27 protein-coding genes are annotated in these 25,207 nt (G+C 74.4%); 8 read left to right on the plus strand and 19 right to left on the minus strand.

Translation table 11 applies throughout. The features are described from left to right. Together AC2CHG_RS18300 and AC2CHG_RS18305 are read right to left on the minus strand one after the other, a co-directional pair. Window positions 1–971: cupin domain-containing protein (locus tag AC2CHG_RS18300; RefSeq protein ID WP_484525212.1), on the minus strand; the 971-nt coding region annotated here is incomplete at its 3' end. Between the two features lie 3 nt (window positions 972–974). Further along, window positions 975–1,277, minus strand: a complete 303-nt coding sequence (locus tag AC2CHG_RS18305) for a hypothetical protein (RefSeq protein WP_026268594.1) — start codon at window positions 1,275–1,277, stop codon at window positions 975–977. A gap of 185 nt (window positions 1,278–1,462) precedes the next feature. Between AC2CHG_RS18305 and AC2CHG_RS18310 the strand changes: the two genes are divergently transcribed. After that, the gene (locus AC2CHG_RS18310) at window positions 1,463–2,206 is read left to right on the plus strand and encodes a PIG-L deacetylase family protein (RefSeq protein ID WP_355510456.1); all 744 of its coding nucleotides are present in this window, start codon (window positions 1,463–1,465) and stop codon (window positions 2,204–2,206) included. A gap of 77 nt (window positions 2,207–2,283) precedes the next feature. Here the strand turns inward: AC2CHG_RS18310 and AC2CHG_RS18315 are convergent, their stop codons facing one another. From AC2CHG_RS18315 to AC2CHG_RS18355, 9 genes are all read right to left on the minus strand, one after another. Next, complete coding sequence (locus tag AC2CHG_RS18315; RefSeq protein ID WP_194801626.1) at window positions 2,284–2,712, minus strand: DUF2267 domain-containing protein; 429 nt, start codon at window positions 2,710–2,712, stop codon at window positions 2,284–2,286. 283 nt (window positions 2,713–2,995) lie between these two features. After that, on the minus strand, window positions 2,996–3,865 hold the full coding sequence (locus AC2CHG_RS18320; RefSeq protein ID WP_194801627.1) for a DUF72 domain-containing protein: 870 nt from the start codon (window positions 3,863–3,865) through the stop codon (window positions 2,996–2,998). 48 nt (window positions 3,866–3,913) lie between these two features. Further along, window positions 3,914–4,312 (minus strand): TraR/DksA family transcriptional regulator, encoded by a 399-nt coding sequence (locus tag AC2CHG_RS18325; RefSeq protein ID WP_194801628.1) that lies wholly within the window; start codon window positions 4,310–4,312, stop codon window positions 3,914–3,916. 182 nt (window positions 4,313–4,494) lie between these two features. After that, complete coding sequence (locus AC2CHG_RS18330; protein ID WP_194801629.1) at window positions 4,495–5,124, minus strand: nucleoside/nucleotide kinase family protein; 630 nt, start codon at window positions 5,122–5,124, stop codon at window positions 4,495–4,497. Window positions 5,125–5,223: 99 nt separating this feature from the next. Further along, entirely contained in the window at window positions 5,224–5,835 is a 612-nt protein-coding gene (locus tag AC2CHG_RS18335) for a winged helix-turn-helix domain-containing protein (RefSeq protein WP_269696868.1), read from the minus strand. A 292-nt stretch (window positions 5,836–6,127) separates the two neighbouring features. Beyond that, window positions 6,128–6,700, minus strand: coding sequence for a winged helix-turn-helix domain-containing protein (locus AC2CHG_RS18340; protein WP_194801631.1), 573 nt, complete (start codon window positions 6,698–6,700; stop codon window positions 6,128–6,130). A gap of 52 nt (window positions 6,701–6,752) precedes the next feature. After that, the gene (locus AC2CHG_RS18345; protein ID WP_194801632.1) at window positions 6,753–7,244 is read right to left on the minus strand and encodes a rhodanese-like domain-containing protein; all 492 of its coding nucleotides are present in this window, start codon (window positions 7,242–7,244) and stop codon (window positions 6,753–6,755) included. 38 nt (window positions 7,245–7,282) lie between these two features. Beyond that, the gene (locus tag AC2CHG_RS18350) at window positions 7,283–7,735 is read right to left on the minus strand and encodes a cysteine dioxygenase (protein ID WP_194801633.1); all 453 of its coding nucleotides are present in this window, start codon (window positions 7,733–7,735) and stop codon (window positions 7,283–7,285) included. 105 nt (window positions 7,736–7,840) lie between these two features. Further along, a complete protein-coding gene (locus AC2CHG_RS18355) occupies window positions 7,841–8,218 on the minus strand; it encodes a cupin domain-containing protein (RefSeq protein ID WP_194801634.1) in 378 nt (125 codons plus the stop codon). Window positions 8,219–8,288: 70 nt separating this feature from the next. Between AC2CHG_RS18355 and AC2CHG_RS18360 the strand changes: the two genes are divergently transcribed. After that, on the plus strand, window positions 8,289–8,681 hold the full coding sequence (locus tag AC2CHG_RS18360) for an ankyrin repeat domain-containing protein (protein WP_194801635.1): 393 nt from the start codon (window positions 8,289–8,291) through the stop codon (window positions 8,679–8,681). A 23-nt stretch (window positions 8,682–8,704) separates the two neighbouring features. Beyond that, complete coding sequence (locus AC2CHG_RS18365; RefSeq protein WP_194801636.1) at window positions 8,705–9,685, plus strand: DUF3500 domain-containing protein; 981 nt, start codon at window positions 8,705–8,707, stop codon at window positions 9,683–9,685. On the opposite strand, the gene AC2CHG_RS18370 is transcribed toward AC2CHG_RS18365, so the two are convergent. From AC2CHG_RS18370 to AC2CHG_RS18395, 6 genes are all read right to left on the minus strand, one after another. Beyond that, complete coding sequence (locus tag AC2CHG_RS18370; protein ID WP_194801637.1) at window positions 9,663–10,415, minus strand: class I SAM-dependent methyltransferase; 753 nt, start codon at window positions 10,413–10,415, stop codon at window positions 9,663–9,665. The genes AC2CHG_RS18365 and AC2CHG_RS18370 overlap by 23 nt on opposite strands. 52 nt (window positions 10,416–10,467) lie before the next feature. Further along, window positions 10,468–10,971: a DUF2231 domain-containing protein gene (locus AC2CHG_RS18375; RefSeq protein WP_194801638.1), complete on the minus strand. Its 504-nt coding sequence runs from the start codon at window positions 10,969–10,971 to the stop codon at window positions 10,468–10,470. Between the two features lie 76 nt (window positions 10,972–11,047). After that, window positions 11,048–11,764: a GAF and ANTAR domain-containing protein gene (locus tag AC2CHG_RS18380; protein WP_228532436.1), complete on the minus strand. Its 717-nt coding sequence runs from the start codon at window positions 11,762–11,764 to the stop codon at window positions 11,048–11,050. 203 nt (window positions 11,765–11,967) lie between these two features. Next, complete coding sequence (gene secA2, locus AC2CHG_RS18385; RefSeq protein ID WP_194801640.1) at window positions 11,968–14,262, minus strand: accessory Sec system translocase SecA2; 2,295 nt, start codon at window positions 14,260–14,262, stop codon at window positions 11,968–11,970. Between the two features lie 167 nt (window positions 14,263–14,429). Further along, entirely contained in the window at window positions 14,430–15,518 is a 1,089-nt protein-coding gene (locus AC2CHG_RS18390) for a zinc-dependent alcohol dehydrogenase (protein ID WP_484525213.1), read from the minus strand. After that, window positions 15,511–16,533 (minus strand): Gfo/Idh/MocA family protein, encoded by a 1,023-nt coding sequence (locus AC2CHG_RS18395; RefSeq protein WP_484525214.1) that lies wholly within the window; start codon window positions 16,531–16,533, stop codon window positions 15,511–15,513. The genes AC2CHG_RS18390 and AC2CHG_RS18395 overlap by 8 nt, the downstream gene beginning before the upstream one ends. Window positions 16,534–16,781: 248 nt before the next feature. Between AC2CHG_RS18395 and AC2CHG_RS18400 the strand changes: the two genes are divergently transcribed. The 5 genes from AC2CHG_RS18400 to ctaD all read left to right on the plus strand — a co-directional run bounded on the left by AC2CHG_RS18400 (window position 16,782) and on the right by ctaD (window position 22,496). Further along, window positions 16,782–17,765 carry a glucosyl-3-phosphoglycerate synthase gene (locus AC2CHG_RS18400; RefSeq protein ID WP_262015590.1) on the plus strand — a complete coding sequence of 328 codons (984 nt, stop codon included), beginning with the start codon at window positions 16,782–16,784 and terminating at the stop codon, window positions 17,763–17,765. A 28-nt stretch (window positions 17,766–17,793) separates the two neighbouring features. Continuing rightward, window positions 17,794–18,948 (plus strand): glycosyltransferase, encoded by a 1,155-nt coding sequence (locus tag AC2CHG_RS18405; protein WP_355510480.1) that lies wholly within the window; start codon window positions 17,794–17,796, stop codon window positions 18,946–18,948. Window positions 18,949–19,068: 120 nt separating this feature from the next. Further along, complete coding sequence (locus tag AC2CHG_RS18410; RefSeq protein WP_355510590.1) at window positions 19,069–19,521, plus strand: DUF4383 domain-containing protein; 453 nt, start codon at window positions 19,069–19,071, stop codon at window positions 19,519–19,521. Window positions 19,522–19,673: 152 nt separating this feature from the next. Next, window positions 19,674–20,405, plus strand: coding sequence for an ATP-binding protein (locus tag AC2CHG_RS18415; RefSeq protein WP_262015556.1), 732 nt, complete (start codon window positions 19,674–19,676; stop codon window positions 20,403–20,405). 87 nt (window positions 20,406–20,492) lie between these two features. Then, window positions 20,493–22,496 carry an aa3-type cytochrome oxidase subunit I gene (gene ctaD, locus AC2CHG_RS18420; protein ID WP_484525215.1) on the plus strand — a complete coding sequence of 668 codons (2,004 nt, stop codon included), beginning with the start codon at window positions 20,493–20,495 and terminating at the stop codon, window positions 22,494–22,496. A gap of 97 nt (window positions 22,497–22,593) precedes the next feature. On the opposite strand, the gene AC2CHG_RS18425 is transcribed toward ctaD, so the two are convergent. Next, complete coding sequence (locus tag AC2CHG_RS18425) at window positions 22,594–23,727, minus strand: SigB/SigF/SigG family RNA polymerase sigma factor (RefSeq protein WP_484525216.1); 1,134 nt, start codon at window positions 23,725–23,727, stop codon at window positions 22,594–22,596. A 245-nt stretch (window positions 23,728–23,972) separates the two neighbouring features. Continuing rightward, window positions 23,973–25,207: hypothetical protein (locus tag AC2CHG_RS18430; RefSeq protein WP_484525217.1), on the minus strand; the 1,235-nt coding region annotated here is incomplete at its 5' end.

The following is a 25,207-nucleotide window of genomic DNA, read 5'->3' on the forward strand; positions in this document are numbered from 1 at the left end:
GGCCTCACCCGGGCGCGCAGCCGGCCGGCGACCGCCGCCGGGTCGGCCCGCAGCAGCCAGTCGCGCAGCGCCTCGACCGTCTCGGTCAGTTCCGGCTCGATCGCGTCCGGGTCGGCCAGGTCGAGCCCGAACGGCAGGCTCGCGCGCAGCCGCGCGTCCTCGGCGGCGAGCGCGAGCAGCTCCTCGACCACCGCGTACCGGGTCAGCGCCCGGATGCCCACGGTCAGGTGCAGCGAGCTGGACTCCTGCGCCTGGGCGCTGTGCAGCCAGCCGCGCGGCAGGTAGAGCGCGTCGCCCGGTTCCAGCACCACGTCCAGTTCGGGGCGGCCCTCGGCGGTCGCGGAGACCTCGTCGGCCCGGCCGCCCCACGGCTGGCGTTCCAGCGGGTCGGCCAGCACCGGCGGGTGGATCCGCCAGTGCTTGCGTCCGTCCACCTGGAGCACGAACACGTCGTGGGTGTCGTAGTGGGTGGCGAAGCCCTGGCTGCCGGCCGGGGTGAGGTAGGCGTTCACCTGCAACGGCTGGGCCAGCGCGGTGCCCAGGTCGCGGGCGAAGTCGACGATCGCCGGCCAGGTGCGGTGCAGGCCCTGCAGCACCAGCGTCGCCCCGTCGGCGTACAGCGCCAGCACCTTCTCGTCCAGGACCTGGTCGCCGATCTCGGCGCCCGCGCCACCGCCGCCGGTGAACCGCGCCGCCGGCACCAACTGGCCGTCCTTCGCCACCCGCAGGAACGGGGTACGCAGGCCGCGGCGGCTGAGCAGCTCGTCGGCGTCGGCGGTGCTGAGCAGGTCGGTGAAGCCGTCGGCGTTCGGCAGCTCGGCGGCGCGGGACAGCAGCGGGCTGCGCCCCCAGTGGTCGGCGGCGAACTTGGCCGGCTCCACCGCCACGCACCGGGCCAGCGCCTCGGTCGCGGAGAACGGAACCGCCGGGCGGCCGTGGCCACCCGGCGGGTCGACGTGCGTGGTGCTCATGTGTCAGGCGCTGCCGTCGGCGCCGCCGTCGTGCTGACCCGGAGTCGCGCCACCGTCGGCCGGACCTTCGGCGCTGCCGTCCGCGCCACCGTCGTGCTGACCCGGAGTCGCGCCACCGTCAGCGGGGCCCTCCGCGCCGCCGTCCGCGCCGCCGTCGTGCTGACCCGGAGTCGCGCCACCGTCGGCCGGACCCTCCGCGCCGCCGTCCGCGCCACCGTCGTGCTGACCCGGGGTGGCACCGCCGTCGGCCGGGCCCTCCAGGCCACTGCCGCCGCTGCTCTGGATGTCGTCGTCGTTCAATGCCATGGGTGCTCCCTCGGTGTGCCGCCCCGCGTGGTGCCGGGGTCCGTGTGCAGCGGGTGGTACCCCACGCCCGATCTTCTCTAACCACACCGTAGACGCCCGGACGCCGCCGTACGGACGGTTCGCGGGGCAAGCGACGGGAGTGGGCGAGTGCCAGGATGGCGGGAGGACGACGCGAGGAGACGCACGTGACGCAGCCGGAGCCACTCACCCCGCTGACCGAGGACTGGCAGCGGGCGCTGGCAGTGGTGGCCCACCCCGACGACCTGGAGTTCGGCGCCGCCGCCGCGGTGGCGCGCTGGACCGGGCAGGGCAAGGAGGTCGTGTACTGCCTGCTCACCAGCGGCGAGGCGGGCATCGACGGGATGACGCCGGAACGCGCCCGGGTGGTGCGCGAGGAGGAGCAACGGGCCTCCGCCGCCGTGGTCGGGGTGTCGGAGGTCGAGTTCCTCGGCCTGCCCGACGGGCTGGTGGAGTACGGCGTGCCGCTGCGCCGGGCCATCGCCGCCGTGGTGCGCCGGCACCGGCCGGACGTGGTGCTGACGAACAACTTCCGGGAGACGTGGGACGGCGCGTACGCGCTGAACCAGGCCGACCACATCGCCTGCGGCCGGGCCACGCTGGACGCGGTCCGCGACGCCGGCAACCGGTGGATCTTCCCGGAGCAGCTCACCGACGGCACGCAGCCGTGGTCGCGGGTCCGCGAGGTGTGGGCGGCCGGTTCGCCCATGGCCCGGCACGGGGTGGACGTGACCGACACGTTCGACAGGGGTGTGGCGTCGCTGCGGGCGCACGGTGCGTACCTGAGCGGGCTCGGCGACGGCGGTTTCGACGCCGAGGAGTTCCTGGAGGGCATGGCCCGGCCGGCCGGCAGCCGGCTCGGCGCACGGTTCGGCGCCACGTTCGAGGTCTTCCAGATCAACCTTCAGTAGGGCACGGCGATGTTCCTGGCCGGCACGCCGGCGGCCCGCCCCGCCGAGGGGGCGGGACGGGCCGGTCCGGTGCCGGATCAGGGAATCATCTGACGCAGGTCACCCGGCATGGTGGCCTTCACGTCCTCCCACTCGCCCTGGGTGACGTGCCGCCGCAGCGTGTCCAGCACGACCTGCACCACCCGCTGCGCGCCGCCCTCGACGTCGTACGGGAAGCCCTGGCGCACCTCGTACAGGAAGTCGTCGCGGTTGAGCTTGATCGGCACGTTCTCCGGTTGCCAGCCGTCGAAGTAGATCCCTCGCACCAGCACCGGCAACTGCTGGGCGAACTCGGCGCTCTCCTGCACCGGCAGCCGGTCCCGCAACAGGTGCAGCACGGTACGCAGCGCGGCGTAGGACTGGTTGCGCTGTTCCTTCGGCCAGCCGTACGCGGACTCGATCTCCTTGAGGATCACGTTCGTCTTGTCCAGCGAGGACTCGAACGCGGACAACAGCTGTTCGGCCATCGGGCTCACCCCCGTACTTCGGTCTCCCAGCGTCGGTCGTCGGCGCGGCGCGGCGGACCGCTGGGGCCCCGCCACAACCGGGTCGGACTGAACCGGCCGGGCCGTTCGGCCCGCCGTGGCGCCTCGGAGCTGCCGACCACGTGCAGTACGCCACCGCGGCGCCGGTCCGCCACCACCCGTACCGTCATGACCCACCTCCTCGTCGCGGCGCCCGAGCCGGCGCCCACCGTTCATGCTGCGGCGGGGGTGGGTGAGTGGACCTCACCCGGACCGGGTGAGTCGCTCAGGCGTCCAGCAGGCCGGCGAGTGTGGTGGCGTTGCGCTGCGCGTAGTCCCGATAACAGTTGTTCATCAGGATGTGTGTCTGCCCGGCCTCGCCGGCCAGCTCGCGCAGCTTCGGCGCCCAGTCGCGCAGTTCCCGCTCGGAGTAGTCGTAGCCGAACTTCTCGTGGATGTCCTTGCTGGTCCACTTGTCGCTGTGCCCGTGGAACCGGACCACCGCGAGGTCCGCGGTGGCCGCCAGCACCGGCGGTACTGACGACTTGTGTCCCTGCGGCATGTCCACGCAGACGAAAGGCAGGTCGTGCTCGCGCAGGAAGCCGAGCGTCTCCTCGGCGTTGTCGCCGTCGAACCAGGAGGCGTGCCGGAACTCGACCACCGGACGCAGCGGCGCGCACCGGCGGGCCACCTCCAGCAGGTACTGCTTGTTTGCGCGCTTGATGGTGAACCAGGGCGGGAACTGGAACAGCAGCGCGCCCAGCTTGCCGGCCTCGACGAGCGGGTCGAGGGCGGACAGGAACCGGGTCCACACCTCCTCGTACGCCTGCGCGGGCAGGTCGTCCGGGTAGACGTTGCGCTTGTCGGTGTCCGGGCGCAGGTCCTTGTAGAGCGCGGAGACGCGGGTGGGGTGGCCGGTCAGCAGGCTGAACGCCTTGACGTTGAACGTGAACCCGGGCGGGGTGCGTTCGGCCCACAGCCTGGCGGTCCGCTCGGCCGGCGGCGAGTAGTAGGTGGCGTCCACCTCGACCAGCGGGAACTGCCGGGCGTAGTAGGACAGCCGCTTCTCCGGGGTGTCGGCGCTCGCCGGGTACCAGCCGGAGTCGAGCAGCGTCCGGTCGGTCCACGAGGCGGTGCCCACCTTGATCTCACCCATGATGGGAGTTCACCGCGCTGCAGGACCGACCGGCAACCGGAACGGCGTTCAGGCCGCCCGCCGCTCCCTGGTCTGCTTGCAGGCCACACAGGAGGTCGCGGACGGGAAGATCTCCAGCCGCTCCACCGGGATCGGGGCGGTGCAGCCCTCGCAGAAGCCGTAGGTGCCCTCGTCCAGGCGGGTCAGCGCGTGCTCGAACTGGGCCCGCCGGTCCAGGATGGTGCGCAGCAGCGACTGCGCGGTGTCCCGCTCGGCGGTCTTGGTGCCGCTGTCGGCCTGGTCGTCGCCGGCGGTGTCGCCGACCTCCACCAGCCGCAGCACCTGGCTCTGCGCCACGGTGTTCTCGTACTCGGCGGTCAGCTCGTCGTACCGCGACCGCAGGGACTGCCGGATCTGGTCGACCTCCGCCTGGGAGCGGCCGGTGGCTGTCGTGTCGTGGACGAGCATCGCTGCCTGCCTTTCCTACACCCTCATACCGGACCGGGGCGGCCAGCGCCCCGGACCCGGTCCGACTGTGGATGCGCGGGCGACGAGATCACCCGTGCTCTGTGAGCCGGGCGATTACCCCCGCCCTCGGCGGGTCAAACCGGCTGTTTCCTGAGTGTTTCCGGTGAGTCCGCAGCCGCTGGTCAGGCGGCCTCGACGAGCGCCGGACGACGCGGATCGTCGGCCCGGACCACCACGTCGGCGAAGGACGCCGGGTCGACCTCGCCGGCGTAGCGGGCGAACGCGGGCAGGGTCCAGCGCAGCGCCGGGTCGGTGCGCCGCGCAAGCGCCGCCGGGGAGAGCACGAGGTGGACGGTGACGTCGAACGGCAGCGTGCCGCCGAGCAGCAGCGCGCCGCTGACCAGGACCACGCCGCCGGGCGGCAGATCGACGTACGCGGCGCGGCTGGCCCGGTCGGCGGCGGCGTCCCACAGTGACGGCAGCAGCCGGCCGGAGCCGTCCGGGCCGGCCGGGTCGAGCACCTCGCGGCGCAGCCCGGGTTCGTCGAGCCAGCCCTCGTAGTACGCGTCGGGGTCGGTCCGGCCGTGCTCCAGGCGTACCGAGGCGGGGCGGAGGAAGTCGCCGGCGCGGACGTGCAGCACCGGCCGGCCGGCGGCGCGCAGCGGGTCGACGAGCGCCCCGGCGAGCGTGTCCGGCCCGGCGGCGGGTGGGCCGTCCACGGCGACCCGCAGCCGGCCGGGCGTCCCGGTGCGGGCGAGACGCTCGGCCAGCTCGGTGACGAGCCGGTCGGGGCTGATCGGGCGCACGCGCATCGGACCATCGTGCCGCGCGGGCGGGCGGGTCACCACATGATCGGTTCGGGCGGTCGGGGCTCCGTCCGGCGCCGATCGGCGGGTGGTGGTCCCGGACGGTCAGCCGGTGCGGTCGATGGTGACGCGGGCGTCGTCGGCGAGCCGGTAGCCGACGCCGTAGACGGTGGTGACGAGCGGGACGTCCACGCCGACCTTGCCGCGCAGCCGGCGTACGTGCACGTCGACGGTGCGGACGCCGGCGTGCTCGTACCCCCAGACCGCGTTGAGCAGTTGCAGCCGGGTGAACACCCGGCGCGGGTGGGCGACCAGGTGCAGCAGCAGGTCGAACTCCAGGCGGGTCAGCGGCAGCGGCTCGCCGTCGCGCAGCACCGACCGGGACGACGCGAGGATGTGCAGGGTGGGGATGGTCGGAGCGAGCGGGCGGGCCGGAGCGCGGCCGCCCGGCACGGCGTCGGGCCGGCGCTCGGCCGGGACCGTGCCCGCGCTGACCACCGCGTCGCCGCGTTCGAGCATCTCGCGGGCGGCGTCGAGCAGCCGGCGGGCGGCCGGGGTCAGCGACTCCTCGCAGGCCAGGGGAATGGTGAGGGTGACGGTGAGCATGGGCGCGGCGGCCGTGTTCGCGGGACGACGCTGGCCGCCCGGGGGGCGACCGGGGACCGCGGGTTGGGACGTATGCCATCCGGCGCGCGACGAGGCGGGGCTGACCGACATGGTCCTCCTTGGGCTGGTCCGGGTATCTCCCCACGGCCCGGGACGCCGCTTCATCGATGCTTCCCGGCGTCTCTGCGAGGGTCAAGGGGCGGCCGCGTTGCATGAATGTGACATTTGACGAACACATCGCAGCCGTGCGCTCGCTCTGCGTGCGAGGCCCGTTGATTACAGCAGAGCACCGATTCGCGGTGGTACGGGGGGTCTCCCCGGGCGTTCACAATGGCGGATCAGCGGCGAACGTGAACGCGGCGCACCCGATCCCGGGGTGCGCCGCGTGCCGGCCGGGCCGGGGTCAGGCGTCGCGGTCCACGAGGATCGCGGCGTCGTCGGCGAGGCGGTAGCCCACGCCGTACACGGTGGTCACCAGCGGCGTGTCCGGCCCGAACTTGGCCCGCAGCCGGCGCACGTGCACGTCGACGGTGCGCGCCACGGCGTGCTCGTAGCCCCAGACGTTCGCGAGAAGTTGCAGGCGGGTGAACACGCGGCGGGGATGTTCGGCGAGGAACAGCAGCAGGTCGTACTCGATGCGGGTCAGCGGGATCTCGGCGCCGCCGTGCCGGACCCGCCGGGTGCCGGTGAGGATGCGCACGCCGCCGGGGACGGGCGCCGCCGGGGCGGCGGCGTCGCCGCGGCGCAGGTCGAGCACGGTACGGGCGGGTGGCCCCTCGCCGGAGGCGGCCAGTCCCTCGCCGGACGCGGCCAGTTCGTCGAGCAGGTCGACCAGGCGTGCGAGGCCCGGCGTCAGCGGCCCGGCGCCCAGGTCGAGCGTGATGGTGAGCGTCGGTGCGGTACGCGGCCGGGGCGGCACGGCCCGGTCGGGGCGGCCCGGGCGGGCCGGACGGGTGGTGAGGGCGACGACGGACATGGGAGCCTCCTGTGCGGGCGGTCGCCCCGCCCAGCCGGGTGCGGCGGGACGGTCAGCGGAGCGCCCCGGCGGCGGTGACCGGGGGCGCGGCGGACGAGGGTCGGGTCGGCGGGGTGGGACCGAGGGTGGGCAGGCCGGCGATCTGCCAGGCGGCGAAGCCGCCGACGACGTCGGTGGCCCGGTGCAGGCCGAGGTCCTGGAGCGCGGCGGCGGCCAGCGACGAGGTGTAGCCCTCCTGGCAGAGCACGATCACCGGGACGTCGTAGCCGGTCGCCTGCGGCAGCCGGGCCGCGCAGCGCGGGTCGAAGCGCCACTCCAGCACGTTGCGTTCGACCACGAGGGAGCCGGGCACTGTGCCCTGCGCGGCACGCTGGGCGGCCGGGCGGATGTCCACCAGCAGCGCGCCGCCCCGGCACGCCAGGTGGGCCTGCTCCGGGTCGAGCCGGCGCAGGCGGGCGCGGGCGGCCGCGAGGATCTCGTCGATGCCCCGCGAGCCGGGCGGCGGGACCGGACAGCGCTCGGTGCGGGTGGGGGTCTGCGCCATCGTGGCGTCCTTCCGTTCGTCGGGGTTGCGAGGGCGGCTCACCAGGCCACACCGGCTCGGGCCACCTCGGCGACCCGGAGCCGGCCGGCGACGAGGTGGTAGCGGGTCATCCGGGTCAGCGCCGGCCGGTACACGTGCACGCTGACGGCGGGCTCGTCGCCGTGGTTGGTGACCTGGTGCACGTGCCGGGCGCCGAAGCGCCGACCGGCTCCGGCGGCGAGCCGGTGCGGGCGCAGCCGCCCGCCGCTCACCGTCTCCTCGGTGAGCACGCCGGCCACGACCAGGAACGCACCGGCCGAGCCGCCGTGGTCGTGCAGGCCGGTGCCCTGTCCGGGCAGCCAGCTCAGCGCCCACACCTCGTGTGCGTCGCCGGCGTCCAGCCGGGCGTACCAGCGCTCGGGCGCCTCGAATCGCAGCGGCACCGGCCAGCCGTCCGGGTCGGCCCAGCGGGCGGCGACGGCGAGCAGGTCGGCGGGAACGGTGCTGGTCATCGGCGGTGCGTCCTCACGGTGCGGAGCGGATGTGCTCCCACAGCTTAGACGGTAAAGCCTATCGGTTTAGTAGGTAATACCGAATACTGGGACGCCGGGCGCGGCTCAGCGGAGGACCGGCGGGCCCACCTGGTAACCCGGCACCGACGGCCAGCGGACGGTGAGCACCGTGGACTCGCGCTCGGCGTACCAGGAGTGGTCCACACCCCGGCCCCACACCACGTAGTCACCGGGCGCGCGCAGCACCACCGTCCGGTCCGGCAGCTCGATCCGGAACGCGCCGCTGATCAGCACCAGCAGGGCGGTACGCCGCTCACCGGTGGCCCACCGGGACCGGGTCTCCCCCGCCGGGTGCACGCCCCACTTCACCTCCACGTCGGTGCTGTGCCGCACGTCCCCGGCCGGCTTGAAGTGGCCCAGCAGCCAGCCCGCGTCGGTCGCGCCGTCCACCGCCGCGTTGCCCACGTACACCCGATCGTCCATGTGCGCGCCTCCCGTGCCCGGCTGCGCAAGGTACCAGGCGCGTCCGGCCGCGACGCCATAGCCTGGGCGGATGCCCGACGAACTCGACGACGAGACCATCGCCTTCGCCCACCGGATGTTCGACCTGGCGCGGGCCGGCGCCACCGAGGAACTTGCCGCCAACGTGGACGCCGGGCTGCCGGTCAACCTCACCAACGCCAAGGGCGACACGCTGCTGATCCTCGCCGCGTACCACGCCCACCCGGAGACGGTGGCCGCGCTGCTGGCGCGGGGCGCCGACCCGGCCCGGGTGAACGACAGGGGGCAGACCGCGCTCGCCGCGGCGGTGTTCCGGCGCCAGGAGGCCGCCGTCCGCGCGCTGCTCGACGCCGGCGCCGACCCGGACCACGGCGGACCGTCCGCGGTGGAGACCGCCCGGTTCTTCGAGCTGCCCGACATGCTGACGCTGCTCGGCCGCGCGTGACCGGCGGGCGGTATACAGGGACGGTGGAGGATCCCGTACCCGAGCAGATGCGCACGGCCGCCGCGGCGTTCCTGGCCGCGCTGGACGAGCCGGCCCGCGGCGCCGCCCGGCACGCCTTCGATGACGAGCCGGCCCGGCGGTGGCTGGAGTACCGGCCGCGGCCCCGGCCCGGCGTCGCGCTCGCCGGCCTGGACGTCGACGCCCACAAGGCCGCCCACCGGCTGCTCGCCACCGCGCTCAGCCCGGCCGCGTACGCCCAGGCCATGACCGTGATGGCGCTGGAGGAGGTGCTGGACCGGGCCGAGGACTGGCGGCGCGGCCGGCACAGCGGCGACTACTGGGTGGCCGTCTTCGGCGACCCGGCCCGCGACGACGACTGGGCCTGGCGGTTCGAGGGACACCACCTGTCGGTGAGCATGACGGTCGCCGACGACCGGGTCTCACCCGCGCCGGTCTTCCTCGGCGCCAACCCGGCCACCGTCCGGCACGCCGGCCGCCCGGTCTCCCGGCCCCTGGGCCCCGAGGAGGACCTGGCCCGCGAGCTGCTCGACGCGCTCGGACCGGCCGGCCGCTCCGCCGCGATCATCGCCGACGAGGCGCCCGCCGACATCATCAGCGCCACCCGGGCCACCGCGCCGGGACGGCTCGACCCGCTCGGCGTACCCCGGGGGCGGCTGCGGCCCACCGGCCGGGCGCTGCTCGACCGGCTGGTCGCGCTCTACCTGGACCGGCTCCCGCCGGAGCTGGCGGCCCGGGAGGCCGACCGGCTCGACGGCGGCGAGCTGCACTTCGCCTGGGCCGGCCCGGTCGAGCCGGGCCGGCGGCACTACTACCGGGTGCAGGGCGACGACCTGCTGATCGAGTACGACAACACCACCGACGACGGCAACCACGCGCACACCGTGCTGCGCCGCCCGGCCGGTGACTTCGGCGCCGACGTGCTGGCCGCGCACCACGCCGCCGCCCACCGGCCCGGCCCGCTCAGTCCCGGCGCGCCTCGATGAGGAAACGGCGGGCGTACGCGACGAACGGTCCCTCGGCGCGGATCCGCTCGTCCAGGCGGCGCAGCTCGTCGGTGTAGCGGCCGACGGTGAAGCCGGGCACCGTCCAGACCACCTTGCGCAGGAACCAGACCACCGCGCCGATGTCATGGAAGACGGCACGCAGCGTGGCCTCACGCAGGTCGACCACCGTCAGCCCGGCGGCCCGCGCTTCGGCGACCGCCGCCTCCGGATGGCGGTGCTCCGGCGGCGGCAGCGGCCCGAGGACGGCCTCGCTGAGCTCCCGCATCGTGCCGGGGCCGATCTGCTGGGACAGGTAGGCGCCGCCGGGTCGCAGCACCCGGGCCACCTCGCCCCACCAGGTGTGCACCGGATGACGGCTCACGACCAGATCGAAGGCGGCGTCCCGGAACGGCAGCGGCGGGCGGTCGCCCACCCGCACCACGGACGCGCCGAGCGGGCGCAGGTGGCGCCGGGCCACCGGCACGTTCGGCGGCCACGCCTCGGTGGCGACCAGCAGCGGCGGCGGCGCGGGCACCTCGGCCAGCACCTCTCCCCCGCCGGTGTCGATGTCCAGCGCCGCGTTCACGGCGGCCATCCGTTCGCCGACCAGGCGCGCGTACCCCCAGGGCGGGCGCTCCTCGGTGGCGCGGCCGCGCAGCCAGTCGAAGCCCCAGCCCTCGACCGGCGCCGCCTCGGCTTCGGCTACCAGTTCCTCGAACGTGCCGACCATGCCCGTGAGCCTGCCGCCCGGCGGTGGCTGCGGCAACGCATTTCCGCAGGGGTCAGAACGGGCGCGGGCGGGCGATCTCGACTGTGGACCCGGCGGGCACGTCGCCGAACGTCTCGAAGCCGCTCGGCTCGGCGGCCCGGTCGAACTGCTGCATCAGCCGCGCGCCCAGGGCCACCCCGACCGCGCCGACGGCGAGCGCAACGAGTTCGGCGGCGAGCAGGGCGCCGTTCGCGCCCCGCTGCGGCGCGTTCGCCCGGATCAGGCAGGACAGCAGGAAGAGCGCCGCCATGACGGCGTTGACCAGGTTGAACGTCAGCACGGTCCGGCTGGTGCGCCCGGCGCGGACGTCCCACAGGTCGACCAGGCCGGCGACTGTGGTGAGCCCGGCGGCGACGAGCGCGGCCACGGCGGTCCAGTAGCCCACCTCGCCGAGGAACGCCGGGCCGCCGGCCACGTCGGCCAGGTCGAAGACCGCGGCGCAGACGAACAGGCCGAACGGGAACGTGACAAGCATCGGTTGAATGGGATGCCCCTGCACCCGCAGTCGGCTCTGCATCGCTTCCTCCCCAGGTCGGCGCAGCTCACCAGTCCAGAGTGCTACCCGAGGTGCCGCGGGGTGAAACGACTGTCGCTCAGTTGTCCCGGGGCCGGGAGACGGTCAGCACGAGCCTCTCGGCCACCTCGCGCAGCGGGATGTCCAGCGAGGACGCGGCGCTGCGCAGCACCCGCAGGGCCTCCGGGGCGGGACAGCCACGCTGCGTCATGATCACGCCGACGGCCTGCCCGACCACGCCCTCGGCCAGCAGCGAGTCGTCGATCTCACCGGCCCGGGAGGCGGCCCGCTCGCGGTCACGCGCGGCGGCCAGCAGCAGACCGGCGTGCTCGGCGAGCAGCATCGCGGTGAGCTGGTGCCGGGGGGTGAGCGCGTCGGGCGCCTCCGCGTACAGGTTGATCGCGCCGATCACCTGCTCGTCCACGTCGACCGGGGCGGAGATCACCCCGTGCACGCCCAGCGCGCGGGCCCGCTCGCTCCAGGCCGGCCAGCGCGTCTCGTCGGGCAACCCGCCCGCGATGATCATCTCCCGGCGGCGGATCGCCGTCATCGCCGGTGTGTCCGGGCCGTGCCGCAGGTCGTCCAGCTCGGCCCGGTCCGGGTCGGAGGCGGCCACCCCGGCGGGCTCACCGGCGCGCAGCGCGGTGAAGCCGCAGCAGTCCACGCCCGGCACGGCGTCGCGGGCGATCCGGACCAGGCGGTCAAGCGCCTCGTCGAACCCGGCCGCACCGATCAGGCCGGCGGTCAGCTCGCGCAGCAGCGCGGCCGTCTCCAGCACACCGAGGTTGTCGATCATGGGTTGGCGCGTGTCGAGGTTCACCGGGCCGGGGCCTCCACCGTCCCCGCGTGCGTCCGCGCGGTCTCCCCGTCCGGCACCGTTGCCTGTCCCATGTCCGTCCCTCCTGTGGCCGGGCCCCGGCCTACTACCCTCGCAGACCGCGCGCGAAACCGCGCAAAAAGGCCCCTCCCGGTGGCGCCGGAAGGGGCCTTCGGCGCGGGTCAGCGCGACCCGGAGATGAGCCGCCGACCCACCGAGGCGATCAGCCGGTCCAGCTCCGAGCCGAACGGGTTGTCGTGCACGAGGTAGGTCCAGGTGGCGGTCGGGCGCACCAGCTTCGACGAGTCCGGCTCCCAGCCCTCGTCGAACTCGGTCTCCTCGAACGTGGCCACGGTCCGCGTCTCGATCTCGGGCACCAGCGCGTTGAACGCCGGCACCGCGCTGCGGTGGAACTCGTCGAGCGGGTCGAGCCGGCCCAGCGCCCGCAGGTGCACGCCCTCGCGTACCTCGGACAGCTCGGCCAGGTGGTCGGCCCAGAGCCGGTCCAGGTGGTAGAGGGCGATCTTGCGGGCCACGTCGGCGAGCAGGTCCTCGTCCATGTCGCCGGCCTTCTCCGGCACCCGCTCCAGCAGCATCAGCGCGGCGATGTCGCTGGTCAGCAGCCGCTCCCGGCGCTCGGCCAGCGCCTTGCGCTGCTGCTCGATCACCTGGCTGTAGCGCCACGTGTTGCGGTGGATCTCGTGGTTGACGCCCTCGGCGACCCGCTGGGCGTGCTCCACCGCGTAGTCGACCTGCGGGTCGGTGACCAGACCGTCGGCGTTCATCCGGGGCGAGGCCGGCACGGTGTCGCCGGCGTGCCGGACCACCAGGTCGTCCTCCAGGCTGACGAAGAACACCGACCCGCCCGGGTCGCCCTGCCGGCCGGCCCGGCCGCGGAGCTGGTCGTCGACCCGGCGGCTGTCGTGCCGGCCGCTGCCGATCACGTACAGGCCGCCCAGCTCCGCCACCCGGTCCCGGTCGGCCTGGTCGCTGCCGCCCAGCCGGATGTCGACGCCCCGGCCGGCCATCTGGGTGGAGACCGTCACCGCGCCGTACGCGCCGGCCTCCGCGATGATGCCGGCCTCCTCGTCGTCGTTCTTGGCGTTGAGCACCACGCACGACACGCCGGCGGCGTTGAGCGCGGCGGCCAGCCCCTCGGACTCCTTGACGTCGAGCGTGCCGACCAGCACCGGCCGCCCCGCCTCGTGGCAGCGCGTGATCTCGTCGACCAGCGCCTCCTCCTTCTCGGCGCGGGTGGCGTAGATCCGGTCCGGCTCGTCCTCGCGGACGCAGGGGGTGTTCGGCGGGATCACCGCGACCTCGAGGCCGAAGAACTCGCGGAGCTGGTCGCCGACGAGCACCGCGGTCGCGGTCATGCCGCAGACCGTCGGGTAGAGCGCGATGTACGCCTGCACGGTGATCGTGCCCAGCACCTCGCCCTCGGCGGTGGCGTCCAGGCCCTCCTTCGCCTCGACCGCGGCCTGCAGCCCGTCCGGCCAGCGGCGGCGCTGCGCGACCCGGCCGCGCATCTCGTCGATCAGCTCGACCGAGTCGTCCCGGACGATGTAGTCCACGTCGCGGTGCAGCAGGGCGTGCGCGTGCAGCGCCACGTTCACCGCGGAGAGCTGCCCGACGTGCTCCTCGTCGTACAGGTCGATGCCACCGAGCTTGGCCTCGACGGTGGCCAGGCCGACCGAGGTGAAGGCGACGCTGCGGCCGTCCTCGGCGATCGTGTAGTGCTTGCCCTTGCGCAGGCCGCGCACCAGCGCGGCGGCCGCGTGCACCGGATCCTGCTCGCCGCCGACCGCGCCGGCCAGCACCATCGGCACCCGGGCCTCGTCGATCAGGATCGAGTCGGCCTCGTCCACGATCGCGGTCTTCAGCGCCGGCTGCACCCGGTCGGCCAGGTCGGTGACGAGCTGGTCGCGCAGGAAGTCGAAGCCGGCCTCGCTGACCGAAACGTAGGTGACGTCGCAGCCGTACGCGGCACGCCGCTCGTCGGGCGTGGACGCCTCGTTGACCCAGCCGACGGTCAGGCCGAGCAGGTCGTAGACGGGCGTCATCCACTCGGCGTCGCGGCGGGCCAGGTAGTCGTTGACGGTGAGCACGTGCACCGGGCCGTTGCCCAGCCGCACGTGGCCGTACGCGGCGACCGTGGCGGTGAGCGTCTTGCCCTCACCGGTGGCCATCTCGGCGACCTTGCCGGACAGCAGCGCCATCGCGCCGAGCAGCTGTACGTCGTAGGGGCGCTGGTCGAGCCCGCGCCGGGCCGCCTCGCGGCCGATCGCGCAGATCTCCTCGTACCCCGTGGCCCGGCCGGCGGCCTCGGTCAGCTCGGCGTCGGAGAGCTGCTCCAGGTCCGCCTCGCGCGCCTCGATCGCCGGCAGCAGCTTCTCCAGCGGCGCCAGGTCGACTGTCGTCCCCGGGCGCTGGAGGAACCGGCGGAACCTGGTCTTCAACCGTTGCGACACACCCATGAGCGGCAACGGTACGCGAACCGGAGCCGATTGTGACCCCCGCCCACCGCGCGCCGCATTCCACCGCCCACCCGCTCCCCCGCCCGCTTCCGTCGATCATGAGGTTGACGGCCTGTCGTGTCCGCTTTGTCGCCGCCAACCTCATGATCGACGCCCTGGGAAGGGAGTCAGGGGGTGAGGACGACCTGGAGCTCGCTGCGGCGGCGTTCGGCCAGGTCGGTCAGCAGGGTGGGGGCCTCGTCCAGGGGGACCACTGCCGAGATCAGGTGCTTGCGGATCACGTCCCCGTACTGGCGCAGCAGCTCCACCGTCTCCGCCGACAGCCGCTCCCGGTCCCAGGTGGGGACCAGGCCGCGCGGCACCCGGCCGATCTGCGCGCAGCGCAGCGACAACCCGTTGTGGTGGAACTCCTCGCCGAGCCGGACCGCGTCCGCGCCGGCCTGGTAGAACGCCAGGTCGATCACCGTGCCCTGGGGGCGCAGCAGGCGCAGCGCGAGCTGCAACGCCCAGTCCTGGCCGCGGCACTGGAAGACCACGTCGGCACCCCGGTCCCCGACGGCGTGGTTCCACCGCGTCTTGAGCACCACCGCCGGGTCGTCCGCGTCCGGGTCGAGCGTGTCCAGGCCGAGCGCCTCGGCGACCTGCCGCCGGGCCGGCGTCGGGTCGACCACCACCACCGAGGCGGCGCCGTGCCGGCGGGCGAACAGCGCGGTCAGCAGCGCCACCACGCCGCCGCCGACCACCGCCACCCGGCGTCCGCGTACGCCGTCACCGAGCGTGCGCACGTCGGTGCCGCACAGGTCGGCGGCGGCGTGCAGCAGCCCGTTGGCGCAGATCGGGCCCATGTGCGCGACGTACACGCCGAGCAGCGGATCGAGGTCGTCGGGCAGCGGCACGAACCGTTCGGTGAGCGGGTCGGCCACCCAGCCGCTGCGGTGGCCGTACGTCATGGCGCCGACCTCGCCCACCGCGACGGCCGGGGTACGGCTGGCCACCACGCGCCCGACCTGCATGTAGCCGAGCCGGGTCACCGGATACGGCGTGCTCGCCCCGCCCGGGCGGAACAGCCCGAGCGCGGCGTCCCAGGTGACGTGCAGATAGGGGTTGGTGCCCTTGACGAAGCTCAGTTCGGTGCCGGCCGAGACGCCGCTGTAGAGCGTCTCCACCCGGAACGTGCCCTCGCGCAGCTCCGGCGCGTCCAGTTCGGCCAGCTCCACCCGGCCGGGTCCGCCGACCACCACCACCCGGTCACGCATCGACGCTCACCCCCGCGTCCGCGACCGCGGCGGTGAGCCGGGCCGCCGGGCCGGTCGGCAGCGCCACCGGCCGTCCGGTACGCGCCGACTCGGCCACCGCCAGCGCCAGCCGGTGGGTGCGCAGCGCCTCGGCGTACGGCACCCGCACGTCGTCGCCGAGGCCGCACACGGCGTCGACGAACGCCCGGTCGACGGCGACCCGCGCGCCGTCCGGGTCGGCGGGAACATGCCGCTCGCCGTCGGCGTCACGCACGGTCAGGCCGTCCTCGGCCAGCCACAGCGCCAGCCCGTCGGCGAGGATCTCCACGCCGGCCCGGTGCTTCCAGCCGAGCACGCAGGACGCCGCGAGCGTGCCGACCGCGCCGGAGCCGAACCGCAGCGTGGCGGCGGTCACCGAGTCGATGTCGGCGCCGTCGACCGGCGGCGGGCTGCCGTCGCCGTACGCGGTCACCTCGACCGCCTCGCCGGCCAGCAGCCGGACCAGGTCCAGCACGTGCGCGGCCTGCTCGACCACCGGGCCGCCGGAGCGGTCCCGCCGCGCCCACCACGCCACCGGCGGCACCTTGTCCAGCCAGGCGCCGTTGACCATCCGGACCGGACGGCCGGCGAGCAGCCGCCGTGCCTCCTCCACCACGTGCAGGTAACGCCAGTGGTGCCCGACGCCGGTGAGCAGGCCGCGCTGCTCCACCAGCGCCGCGACCCGCTCGGCGGTCTCCAGGTCCAGCGCCACCGGCTTCTCCACGAACATCGGCACCCCGGCGGCGACCACCGCCTCCTCGACCGGGCCGTGCGCGAACGGCGGCACGCACACGTACACCGCGTCCGGGCCGGCCGCGAGCAGCTCGTCCACGTCGCGGAACACCCGGCCGCCGTACGTGCCGGCGAGCGCCCTCGCAGCCTCGGGCGCGACGTCGGTCACACCGAGCAGCTCCACGTCCTCGAAGCCCGTGAGCACCCGGGCGTGGCGTTGCGCCACCCCACCGGCTCCGACTAGTCCCACCCGGCAGGTACGCATCCGACCAACCCTCTCGCCACGACTGGAAGACTTCGGTCACCACTCCCCCCGGCGGCGGCGCGCGAAACGCCACCGGGGGGCGCAACGCAACGTTCATCTGCCCGGAACCGCCCGGTACGCACCTGGTGATCAGGTTGTTAGGCAAGATCCGGTTAGCGCGGATGCGGGATTGGGAAAACCATGGTTCGCGATTCCACCACTAATGGGGGGTGCCCGTGCGGGAATCAGATTCGACCGTCTCACCTGTGGTGGAGGCGTGGGCCACGTACCGCACCAGCACCGCCGCCGACTGGCCGGCGCAACGGCTGGTCCGGGCCAAGGGCGCGAGCCGGGTCAGCGTGGTGCTGCCGGCCCGCAACGAGGAGGCGACAGTCGGCGCGATCGTGTCGACCGTCCGGGAACACCTGATGGACCGCGTGCCGCTCGTCGACGAGCTGATCGTGGTGGACTCCCGCTCCACCGACCGGACGGCCCAGGTGGCGCGCGCGGCCGGCGCCGAGGTGGTCAGCCAGGACGCGATGACGCGCGGGCTGCCCCGGCTGACCGGCAAGGGCGACGCGCTCTGGGCCGGGCTGGCCGCCGCCGAGGGGGACCTTGTCGCGTTCGTCGACGCCGACCTGCGCGAATTCCGGCCGCACTTCGTGACCGGGCTGCTCGGGCCGCTGCTGACGGACCCGAGCGTGGAGTTCGTGAAGGGCTTCTACCACCGGCCGCTGGTCGGTGCGACAAGTGTGGAGCCCGACGGTGGCGGACGGGTGACGGAGCTGATGGCCCGGCCGCTGCTGAACCTGTTCTGGCCGGAGCTGGCCGGTTTCGTGCAGCCGCTCGCGGGCGAGTACGCCGGCCGCCGTGAGGTGCTGGAGCGGGTGCCGTTCGTCACCGGGTACGGCGTCGAGACGGCCATGCTGATCGACCTGCTGGAACTGGTCGGGCTGGACGCGCTGGCCCAGGTCGACCTGGGTGAGCGCAAGCACCGGCACCAGGACACCGCCGCGCTGGGCCGGATGTCCGCGCAGATCATGCTGACCGCCTGGTCGCGGCTGCAACGGCGCGGGTGGGCGGCGCCGGGGGTGGCGCCGACCGCGCTGCTGACCCAGTTCCGCCGGGGCGGCTCCGAGGCGCTGCCCAACCTGGACCGCGAGATCGTCGTGAACGACGTGTCGGTGCAGGAACGCCCGCCGCTGGCGCAGATGCGCAACCGCCTTCCCCGCCGCCGGGTGGCGGCCGCATGAACAGCAAGAACACCGGAGAGGACAGCGCATGACGCTCACCGTGCTGATGAACGCCGGGCCGTGGCTGTCCGTGCCGCCGCCGGGCTACGGCGGGATCGAGAACGTGATCGCCACGCTGGTGCCGGAGCTGCGCCGGCTGGGCGTACGGGTGGTGCTCGCCTCGGTGGAGAGCAGCACGCTGCCGGTGGACGAGCGGATCGCGGTCTTCCCGGACGGCCAGTTCCACGCCTTGCAGCGGCCGTACAACCAGGTCTGCGGCGTCTCCCAGGCGCACCTGTCCGGGGTGGTGCGGGCGCTGCACGCCCGCGACGACATCGACCTGGTGCACGACCACGTGGAGGCGGTCGGCCTGGCCACGCTCGCCGCGATGGGCCCGGACGCCCCGCCGGTGCTGCACACCCTGCACTGGGACCTCGCCAAGCACCCGGAGCTGTACGGCAACCTCGACGGCGGCGACCGGGTACGGGTCAACGGGGTGTCCGCGTCGCAGCTGGCCCGCGCCCCGGAGGCGCTGCGCGCGCACTCGGTGGGACACGTGCACCTGTCCACCCCGCTCGCCGTGGACGCGGACCGGCACACGCCGGTGGCGAAGGGCGACCACGTGGTGATCCTCGGCCGGATCAACCCGGGCAAGGGACAGGACCTGGGCGCCCGGCTGGCGCAGGAGGCCGGGTTCCGGCTGGTGCTGGCCGGTCCGGTCGGCCCGTACCACCGGCCGGAGGATCTGGCCGCGGCCGGCGACGAGGCCCGGCAGAACCCGGACGTGCGCTTCTTCTACGACCAGGTGGCCCCGTACGTCGACGGCGACCGGGTGCGCTGGGTCGGCACGGTGGCCGGGCGGGAGCGCGACGACCTGGTCGCCTCGGCGCGGGCGTCGCTGTTCCCGCTGCGCTGGGAGGAGCCGGGCGGTACGGCGGTGGTCGAGTCGCTGTCGCTCGGCACGCCGGTGGTGGCCACCTCCCGCGGCTGCCTGCCGGAGCTGATCGAGCACGGCCGCACCGGCCTGCTCACCGGCGACGAGCGGGAGCTGGGTGACCTGGTGCTCGCCGCCGCCGGGCTGGAGCCGGCCGCGTGCCGGCGCGAAGCGGCCCAGCGGTTCACCCCGGCCCGGATGGCACAGCGGTACGTGGAGCTGTACGACCGGGTCCGGGCGGGCGTGACGAAGCCGCTGCAGCCCGCCTGATCCCCCGCGAGCACGTCCACCGGCCCGGCCGCCCCGCGCGGCCGGGCCGGCGTTTGCGCCCGCCGGCCGAGGGAAACCGGCGCTTCCCGCGGTGGCGAGGAGGCCGGCGTGACGAACTCGATGGCGCACTCCCGGGCGCGGCGCAACCCGGCCGACGGGCGGGCTCCGGTACGCCGGGTCGCCTCGGGGTTCGCCGTGCTCCTGCTGCTGCTCGGCGCGCTGGGTTTCGTGCCGGGCGTCACCAGCCACTTCGCGGATCTGCGCTTCGCCGGGCCGGGTTCGGGCGCCCGGCTGTTCGGTGTGTTCCAGGTCTCGGTGGTGCACAACCTGGTGCACCTGGTGCTCGGCGTGGCCGGGCTGGTGCTGGCCCGTACCGTCGCCGGGGCCCGCGCGTTCCTGGCCGGCGCCGGCGCGGTCTACCTGGTGCTGTGGCTCTACGGGCTGGCGGTCGACCGGCGCGACGCGGCGAACGCGCTCGCGGTCAACCGGGCCGACTCGTGGCTGCACCTGCTGCTGGGCGCCGCCATGCTGGCGCTGGGGCTGCTCGCGTCGCGGCGCGGGGAGCGCCGCTGACCTGCGCCCGGCGGCCCCGATGCCCGGTTTCGCCGGTCCGGGGCCCGGGTACGTCCGTAGTCCTCCGGCTGTGGGAGGCGGCGACCGCCCCGGCCGGGCGGCCCTCCCCCGACGAGGGCGGCCCTCCCCGACGAGAAGGAAACGAGGCGGCGATGGTGACCCGGATCAGGTGCGAGGTCCGCGACGAGTCGCCGGTCACTGTCGTACGGCTGGCCGGAGCGCTCGACCTGGGGACGATGCGCGCGGTGCACGAGGTGCTCGACAGCTGCCTCGCCGCGCAGCCGGACGCCCTGGTGGTCGACCTGGAGGAGATCGAGGTCGGCGAGCCGCTGGCGCTGTCCGTGTTCGCCGCCGCCGCCCGCCGGGCCGCCGACTGGCCGGCGGTGCCGATGGTGCTCGCCGCACCCTGCGCCGAGACGGCGGCGTGGCTGAACGAGACCACCGCCTGCCGGGTGGTGCCGGTGCGCCGGGACTGCGCCGAGGCCACGGCGCTGGCCGGTGCGGCGGCGTCGCCCCGGCTGCGGGCCCGGCTGGAGCCGGTCGCCGGCGCCTGCCGGCGGGCCCGGGAGCTGGTCACCGAGGCGTGTGGCAGGTGGAACGTGCCGGAGCTGGCCGGCCCGGCGTCGCTGGTGCTCAGCGAGCTGGTCGGCAACGTGGTGCGGCACGCCGGCACCCCGATGCAGGTGACGCTGACGCTGCGCCGGCCGTACCTGCGGGTCGCGGTGATGGACGGCAGCCCGGCCGACGCGCGCGCCGCGAGCAGCCGCGACCCGCGTGCCGAGGGCGGTCGCGGGCTGATGCTGGTGCGGGAGCTCACCCAGCGCTGGGGCAGCACCCCGGTCGGCGCCGGCAAGGTCGTCTGGGCCTTGCTCCCGGCTAATTGACCGAATTCTCCGCTCTCGCCTGGTTACATGGGCAGAGGGCCGGGTACGCCCGCCCGTCCTGTCTGTCGTCACACGGGGTGAGATGCCATGCCCAAGCGGGTAGTCACGGAACCGGCACGAGACCGGGGGCCCGCGATCCTCGCGCCGGCCCGGTTCGGGGGATTCCCCGGGCCCGTACGGGAGGCGGTGAAGGGCAACGCGCTGTGGCGGTTGCTGCGCACCACCGACGCCAAGCAGATCGGCCTGCTCTACCTGGTCACGTCGTTCGGATACTTCATCGTCGGCGGGATCCTGGCGTTGATCATCCGGGCGGAGCTGGCCCGGCCGGGGATGCAGATCGTCTCCCCGGAGCAGTACAACCAGATGTTCACCATGCACGGCACGGTGATGCTGCTGCTGTTCGCCACCCCGCTGTTCTTCGGGTTCGCCAACTACCTGGTGCCGCTGCAGATCGGCGCCGCCGACGTGGCGTTCCCCAGGCTGAACGCGTTCGCGTACTGGCTCTACTTCCTGGGCGCGCTGATGGTCGTGGGCGGGTTCGCCACCCCGGCCGGCGCGGCGGACTTCGGCTGGACCGCGTACACGCCGCTGAGCACCTCGCAGCACTCCCCCGGCGTCGGCGGGAACCTGTGGGTGGTCGGCCTGGCCGTGTCCGGCCTGGGCACGATCCTCGGCGCGGTCAACCTGATCACCACGATCGTGACGCTGCGCGCCCCGGGCATGACCATGTTCCGGATGCCGATCTTCACCTGGAACGCGCTGCTCACCAGCGTCCTGGTGATCTTCGTGTTCCCGCTGCTGGCGGCCGCGCTGATGGCGCTGGCCTCGGACCGGCTGCTGCACTCGCACGTGTACGACTCGACGACCGGCGGGCCGATGCTCTGGCAGCACCTGTTCTGGTTCTTCGGTCACCCCGAGGTGTACATCATCGCGCTGCCGTTCTTCGGCATCATCACCGAGATCATCCCGGTGTTCTCCCGCAAGCCGATCTTCGGCTACACCGGCCTGGTGCTCGCCACCATCGCCATCACGGTGCTGTCGATGACGGTCTGGGCGCACCACATGTTCGCCACCGGCCAGGTGCTGCTGCCGTTCTTCAGCATCCTGAGCTTCCTGATCGCGGTGCCGACCGGGGTGAAGTTCTTCAACTGGATCGGCACCATGTGGAAGGGACAGATCACGTTCGAGACGCCGATGCTGTTCGCCGTCGGCTTCCTGGTGACGTTCCTGCTCGGTGGCCTGACCGGGGTGCTGCTGGCCAGCCCGCCGGTGGACTGGCACGTCACCGACACCTACTTCGTGGTGGCGCACTTCCACTACGTGATGTTCGGGACGATCGTGTTCGCCGCGTTCGGCGGGCTCTACTTCTGGTTCCCGAAGATGACCGGGCGGCTGCTCGACGAGCGGCTCGGCAAGATGCACTTCTGGACCATGTTCATCGGCTTCCACGCCACCTTCCTGGTGCAGCACTGGCTGGGCAACGAGGGCATGCCCCGGCGGTACGCCGACTACCTGCCCGGCGACGGCTTCACCACGCTGAACACGATCTCCAGCATCGGCTCGTTCGTCCTCGGCGCGTCCACCCTGTTCGTGATCTGGAACATCTGGAAGTCGTGGCGGTACGGCGCGATGGTCACCGTGGACGACCCGTGGGGCTTCGGCAACTCGCTGGAGTGGGCCACCACCTGCCCGCCGCCGCTGCGCAACTTCGACCGGATGCCGCGCATCCGCTCCGAGCGGCCCGCGTTCGACCTCAAGTACGGCCCGCTCGTGTCCGACCTGGGCCGGGACCTGCCGCAGCGCACCACCAAGCCGCCGCAGAGCTTCAGCGAGGAGATGCACCACGAGCGGCACGTGCCGGAGTCGCCGTCGGCCGGCGGCGCGTACGGCGCGCGGGAGGCGGTGGACTACCAGCCCGCGCCGCAGTCCGGCGCCCGGCCGGTGGAGGTGCCGGAGCCGGAGGACGTGCGCCGGCCCAGCTTCGAGGAGACCGACGAGCCGGAGGGCAGCGCGCTCAACGCCGAGCGCGACGACCAGCCCGACGACAGGTGGCGGCATCCGCGCGGGCACGGGGACACCCCGGAGAACTGAGACACCGGCGAGGGCCGGGGCCGCCGGGCGCCGGCCCTCTCGTCGTACGCCTCGCGCCGCCTCCCGGGGGTGGGGAGCCGGCGCGGTGGCGCGTGCGTCAGTCGGCGGCCGGCAGTCCGGCCGCGGCAAGCGAGCGGCGTACCGCCGGCTGCACCCGGGTCAGCCGCAGCGGCACCCCGGTACGCGCGGCGGCCTCCCGGCCGGCCATCAGCGCGGCGATCCCGCCGGCGTCGAAGCCACCGGCCCCGACCAGGTCGACTACGACCTCACGGGGCTGCCCGGTGACCGCCTGGAGCACCGCCCGGCGCAACTGGTCCGCGCCCGCCCGGTCCACCTCGCCGCCGACCTCGACGACCACCCGGTCGCCGTTCTGCTTCACCGAGATCCGCGCCTTGGCCGGTTCGGCCTCGGCCGCGCCGTTCTGCCAGGGCGGCGGCGCGTCGGCGAGCATCGCCTGACGCAGCCAGGTCAGCGCCCGCGACAGCAGCCGGGACACGTGCATCTGCGAGATGCCGAACCGGGCGGCGATCTCCGCCTGAGTCTGGTTGCCGTAGAAGCGCATCGCCAGGATGCGGCGTTCCCGCCAGGGCAGCCGGTGCAGCAGGCCGCTGACGGTGATCCGGTCGTCGACGGACTCCAGCGCGTGGTCGGACTCACCGACCAGGTCGCCGAACTCGGCCGAGCTCTCCCCGCCCACCGGCGCGTTCAGCGACGCCGGGCTGTACCCGGCGGCCGACTCCAGCGCGGCGAGGATCTCTTCCTCCGGCGTCTCCAGCCGGGCGGACAGCTCGGCCACCGTGGGCGCGCGGGACAGCTCACTGGTGAGCGTCGCCGTCGCCTGTCCCACCTCGAGGATCAGGTCCCGCAACCGGCGCGGCACGTGCACACCCCAGGTGCGGTCGCGGAAGTGCCGTTTGATCTCGCCGACGATGGTGATCGCCGCGTACGCGGTGAACGAACCGCGTTCCGGGTCGTACCTGTCGACGGCGTTGACCAGGCCGAGGCGGGCCACCTGCTCCAGGTCCTCCAGCGGCTCACCGCGCCCGCGGTAGCGGCGGGCGAGCCGGCCGGCGAACGGCAGCGCGAACCGGACCAGGTCGTCCCGCGCCTCCTGCCGCCGCTCCGGTGGCAGGCCCTCGATCCGGGCCGCGTACGCGAGCGCCGCCGCGTCCAGGTCCTCCAGACCCCGGTCGGTGGTCGGTGGTGTGGGTGTGGTGGTCTGTCCGAACATCCGCGCCCCCTCGCCGAAGAGCCCCCGCCCGGTCGGAACCGGTCGTGCGCGTGGTCGGACCACGCACCGGGTGAGGAAGTTGGGTTACGTGACGGATACGTCGAAAGCGGTGGCTGCCCGCCGCACGGCGTCGTGGGCCGTTTCGCGGCGAGCGGTCTTCCCGCTCCGTAGGTACTCAATCACGGACCGCAGGGTTGCGAGGAAGTTTCGCGAGGTTGGGCCGGCAGGCCGGTCCAGGCCGCGGTTCAGGAGACCAGCAGGCCCTGGTGTGCGCCCGCGTCACGCAGCGCGGTGAGGGCCTCGGCCATCCGCAGCGGCGGTGGCGCGGGCAGGTCGCAGGGCTGGTTGCGCAACACCTCCGTGGCACGTCGGGTGGGTACCGAGGCGACCGGGTAGCCGCGCGCGGCACCCCGGTCCAGGGCCCGTCGCTTGCGCCCGAAGCCGGCCACCGCCAGCCACTGGGGCAGCCCCGCGGACGCGGGCGAGCGCAGGCCGGGCGGCTCGGGCAGCACGTCCACCGAGCTGAACGGCTCGCTGCCGGCCAGCCACCACTCGACGCCGGCGACCCGGCGTGCGGTGGCGTTCTCGCACCAGTACGGCACCAGGCCCGCCCGCAGCACCTGCGCCGGGTCGAGGAGCCGGCCGCACTCCACCACCAGCCGGTTGCCGGTCTTGCCGGCCCGCCGCAGCCAGCGCCGGTACAGGTCGGCGGTCACCGCGCTCAGCGCGTCCGGCTGCGGCACCACCACCCGGTACAGCGGATGCCCGTACCGGTCGCCGAGACAGCGGGCGTCGTGCTCGAAACCGGACTCCACGCCGTGCTCGGCGAACGCGCCCGCCACCGTGACCTCCGGCGCCGCCCAGCGCGTCTCGTCGCCGCCGGCGGCGCGCAGCACCTGACCGAGGGCGCGGGCGTCCGGGTGGAAGTCGACCGGGTCCAGGCCGCCGGCCGGGCAGCCGGCCTGGAAGCTGTGCCCGTCGCCGCCGTCGCGGACCGGCCAGGTGCGGGCGTCGTGCAGCAGCAGCACCGGCGCGGCCGGTTCCAGCCGGTCGGCCAGGAAGCGCGCGTACGCCTCCGGCAGGGTGCGCCAGCGCACCGCGAACGTCACCGCCGCACCGGCCGCCGCGCCCCGGCTGGCCGGGCAGTGCACCTGGCGGACGTGCACGCGCGGGTTGCCGTCGAGCAGCCGGGCGGCCAGCGTGGCGCCGTGCGCGTACGCGGCGTCGGGGCGGTCCACCGCCCCCCGGGTCCACTGCCCGGCCAGCTCGAACCCGGCCGGGAGCCAGGGCACGCCGAGCGCCGCCGCGAGGTGGGCGGCGGCGCCGTGCGGCGAGCCGAGCACCACGCCGGGGAAGCGCCGGTCCGGGTACTGATCGGCGAACCACCCGGCGACCCGCTCGGAGTCCACGGCGGCGATCTGGCCGGCGGTGAGCGCCGCCCGCCCGGCGGCCCGGACGGCGGCGGCGCGGCGTACCGGCT

Source organism: Micromonospora sp. ATLC20 (genome assembly GCF_057196585.1).

Excerpts from the sequence above, each read along its gene's own strand:
- AC2CHG_RS18415 (WP_262015556.1), top strand. The coding sequence starts at position 19,674 with ATGGTGACCCGGATCAGGTGCGAGGTCCGCGACGAGTCGCCGGTCACT.
- AC2CHG_RS18320 (WP_194801627.1), bottom strand. The coding sequence starts at position 3,865 with ATGGGTGAGATCAAGGTGGGCACCGCCTCGTGGACCGACCGGACGCTG.
- AC2CHG_RS18360 (WP_194801635.1), top strand. The coding sequence starts at position 8,289 with ATGCCCGACGAACTCGACGACGAGACCATCGCCTTCGCCCACCGGATG.
- AC2CHG_RS18380 (WP_228532436.1), bottom strand. The coding sequence starts at position 11,764 with ATGATCGACAACCTCGGTGTGCTGGAGACGGCCGCGCTGCTGCGCGAG.
- AC2CHG_RS18350 (WP_194801633.1), bottom strand. The coding sequence starts at position 7,735 with ATGACCAGCACCGTTCCCGCCGACCTGCTCGCCGTCGCCGCCCGCTGG.
- AC2CHG_RS18375 (WP_194801638.1), bottom strand. The coding sequence starts at position 10,971 with ATGCAGAGCCGACTGCGGGTGCAGGGGCATCCCATTCAACCGATGCTT.
- AC2CHG_RS18370 (WP_194801637.1), bottom strand. The coding sequence starts at position 10,415 with ATGGTCGGCACGTTCGAGGAACTGGTAGCCGAAGCCGAGGCGGCGCCG.
- AC2CHG_RS18325 (WP_194801628.1), bottom strand. The coding sequence starts at position 4,312 with ATGCTCGTCCACGACACGACAGCCACCGGCCGCTCCCAGGCGGAGGTC.
- AC2CHG_RS18355 (WP_194801634.1), bottom strand. The coding sequence starts at position 8,218 with ATGGACGATCGGGTGTACGTGGGCAACGCGGCGGTGGACGGCGCGACC.
- AC2CHG_RS18405 (WP_355510480.1), top strand. The coding sequence starts at position 17,794 with ATGACGCTCACCGTGCTGATGAACGCCGGGCCGTGGCTGTCCGTGCCG.
- ctaD (WP_484525215.1), top strand. The coding sequence starts at position 20,493 with ATGCCCAAGCGGGTAGTCACGGAACCGGCACGAGACCGGGGGCCCGCG.
- AC2CHG_RS18340 (WP_194801631.1), bottom strand. The coding sequence starts at position 6,700 with ATGTCCGTCGTCGCCCTCACCACCCGTCCGGCCCGCCCGGGCCGCCCC.
- AC2CHG_RS18410 (WP_355510590.1), top strand. The coding sequence starts at position 19,069 with ATGGCGCACTCCCGGGCGCGGCGCAACCCGGCCGACGGGCGGGCTCCG.
- AC2CHG_RS18425 (WP_484525216.1), bottom strand. The coding sequence starts at position 23,727 with ATGTTCGGACAGACCACCACACCCACACCACCGACCACCGACCGGGGT.
- secA2 (WP_194801640.1), bottom strand. The coding sequence starts at position 14,262 with ATGGGTGTGTCGCAACGGTTGAAGACCAGGTTCCGCCGGTTCCTCCAG.
- AC2CHG_RS18315 (WP_194801626.1), bottom strand. The coding sequence starts at position 2,712 with ATGGCCGAACAGCTGTTGTCCGCGTTCGAGTCCTCGCTGGACAAGACG.
- AC2CHG_RS18345 (WP_194801632.1), bottom strand. The coding sequence starts at position 7,244 with ATGGCGCAGACCCCCACCCGCACCGAGCGCTGTCCGGTCCCGCCGCCC.
- AC2CHG_RS18390 (WP_484525213.1), bottom strand. The coding sequence starts at position 15,518 with ATGCGTGACCGGGTGGTGGTGGTCGGCGGACCCGGCCGGGTGGAGCTG.
- AC2CHG_RS18395 (WP_484525214.1), bottom strand. The coding sequence starts at position 16,533 with ATGCGTACCTGCCGGGTGGGACTAGTCGGAGCCGGTGGGGTGGCGCAA.
- AC2CHG_RS18335 (WP_269696868.1), bottom strand. The coding sequence starts at position 5,835 with ATGTCGGTCAGCCCCGCCTCGTCGCGCGCCGGATGGCATACGTCCCAA.
- AC2CHG_RS18330 (WP_194801629.1), bottom strand. The coding sequence starts at position 5,124 with ATGCGCGTGCGCCCGATCAGCCCCGACCGGCTCGTCACCGAGCTGGCC.
- AC2CHG_RS18305 (WP_026268594.1), bottom strand. The coding sequence starts at position 1,277 with ATGGCATTGAACGACGACGACATCCAGAGCAGCGGCGGCAGTGGCCTG.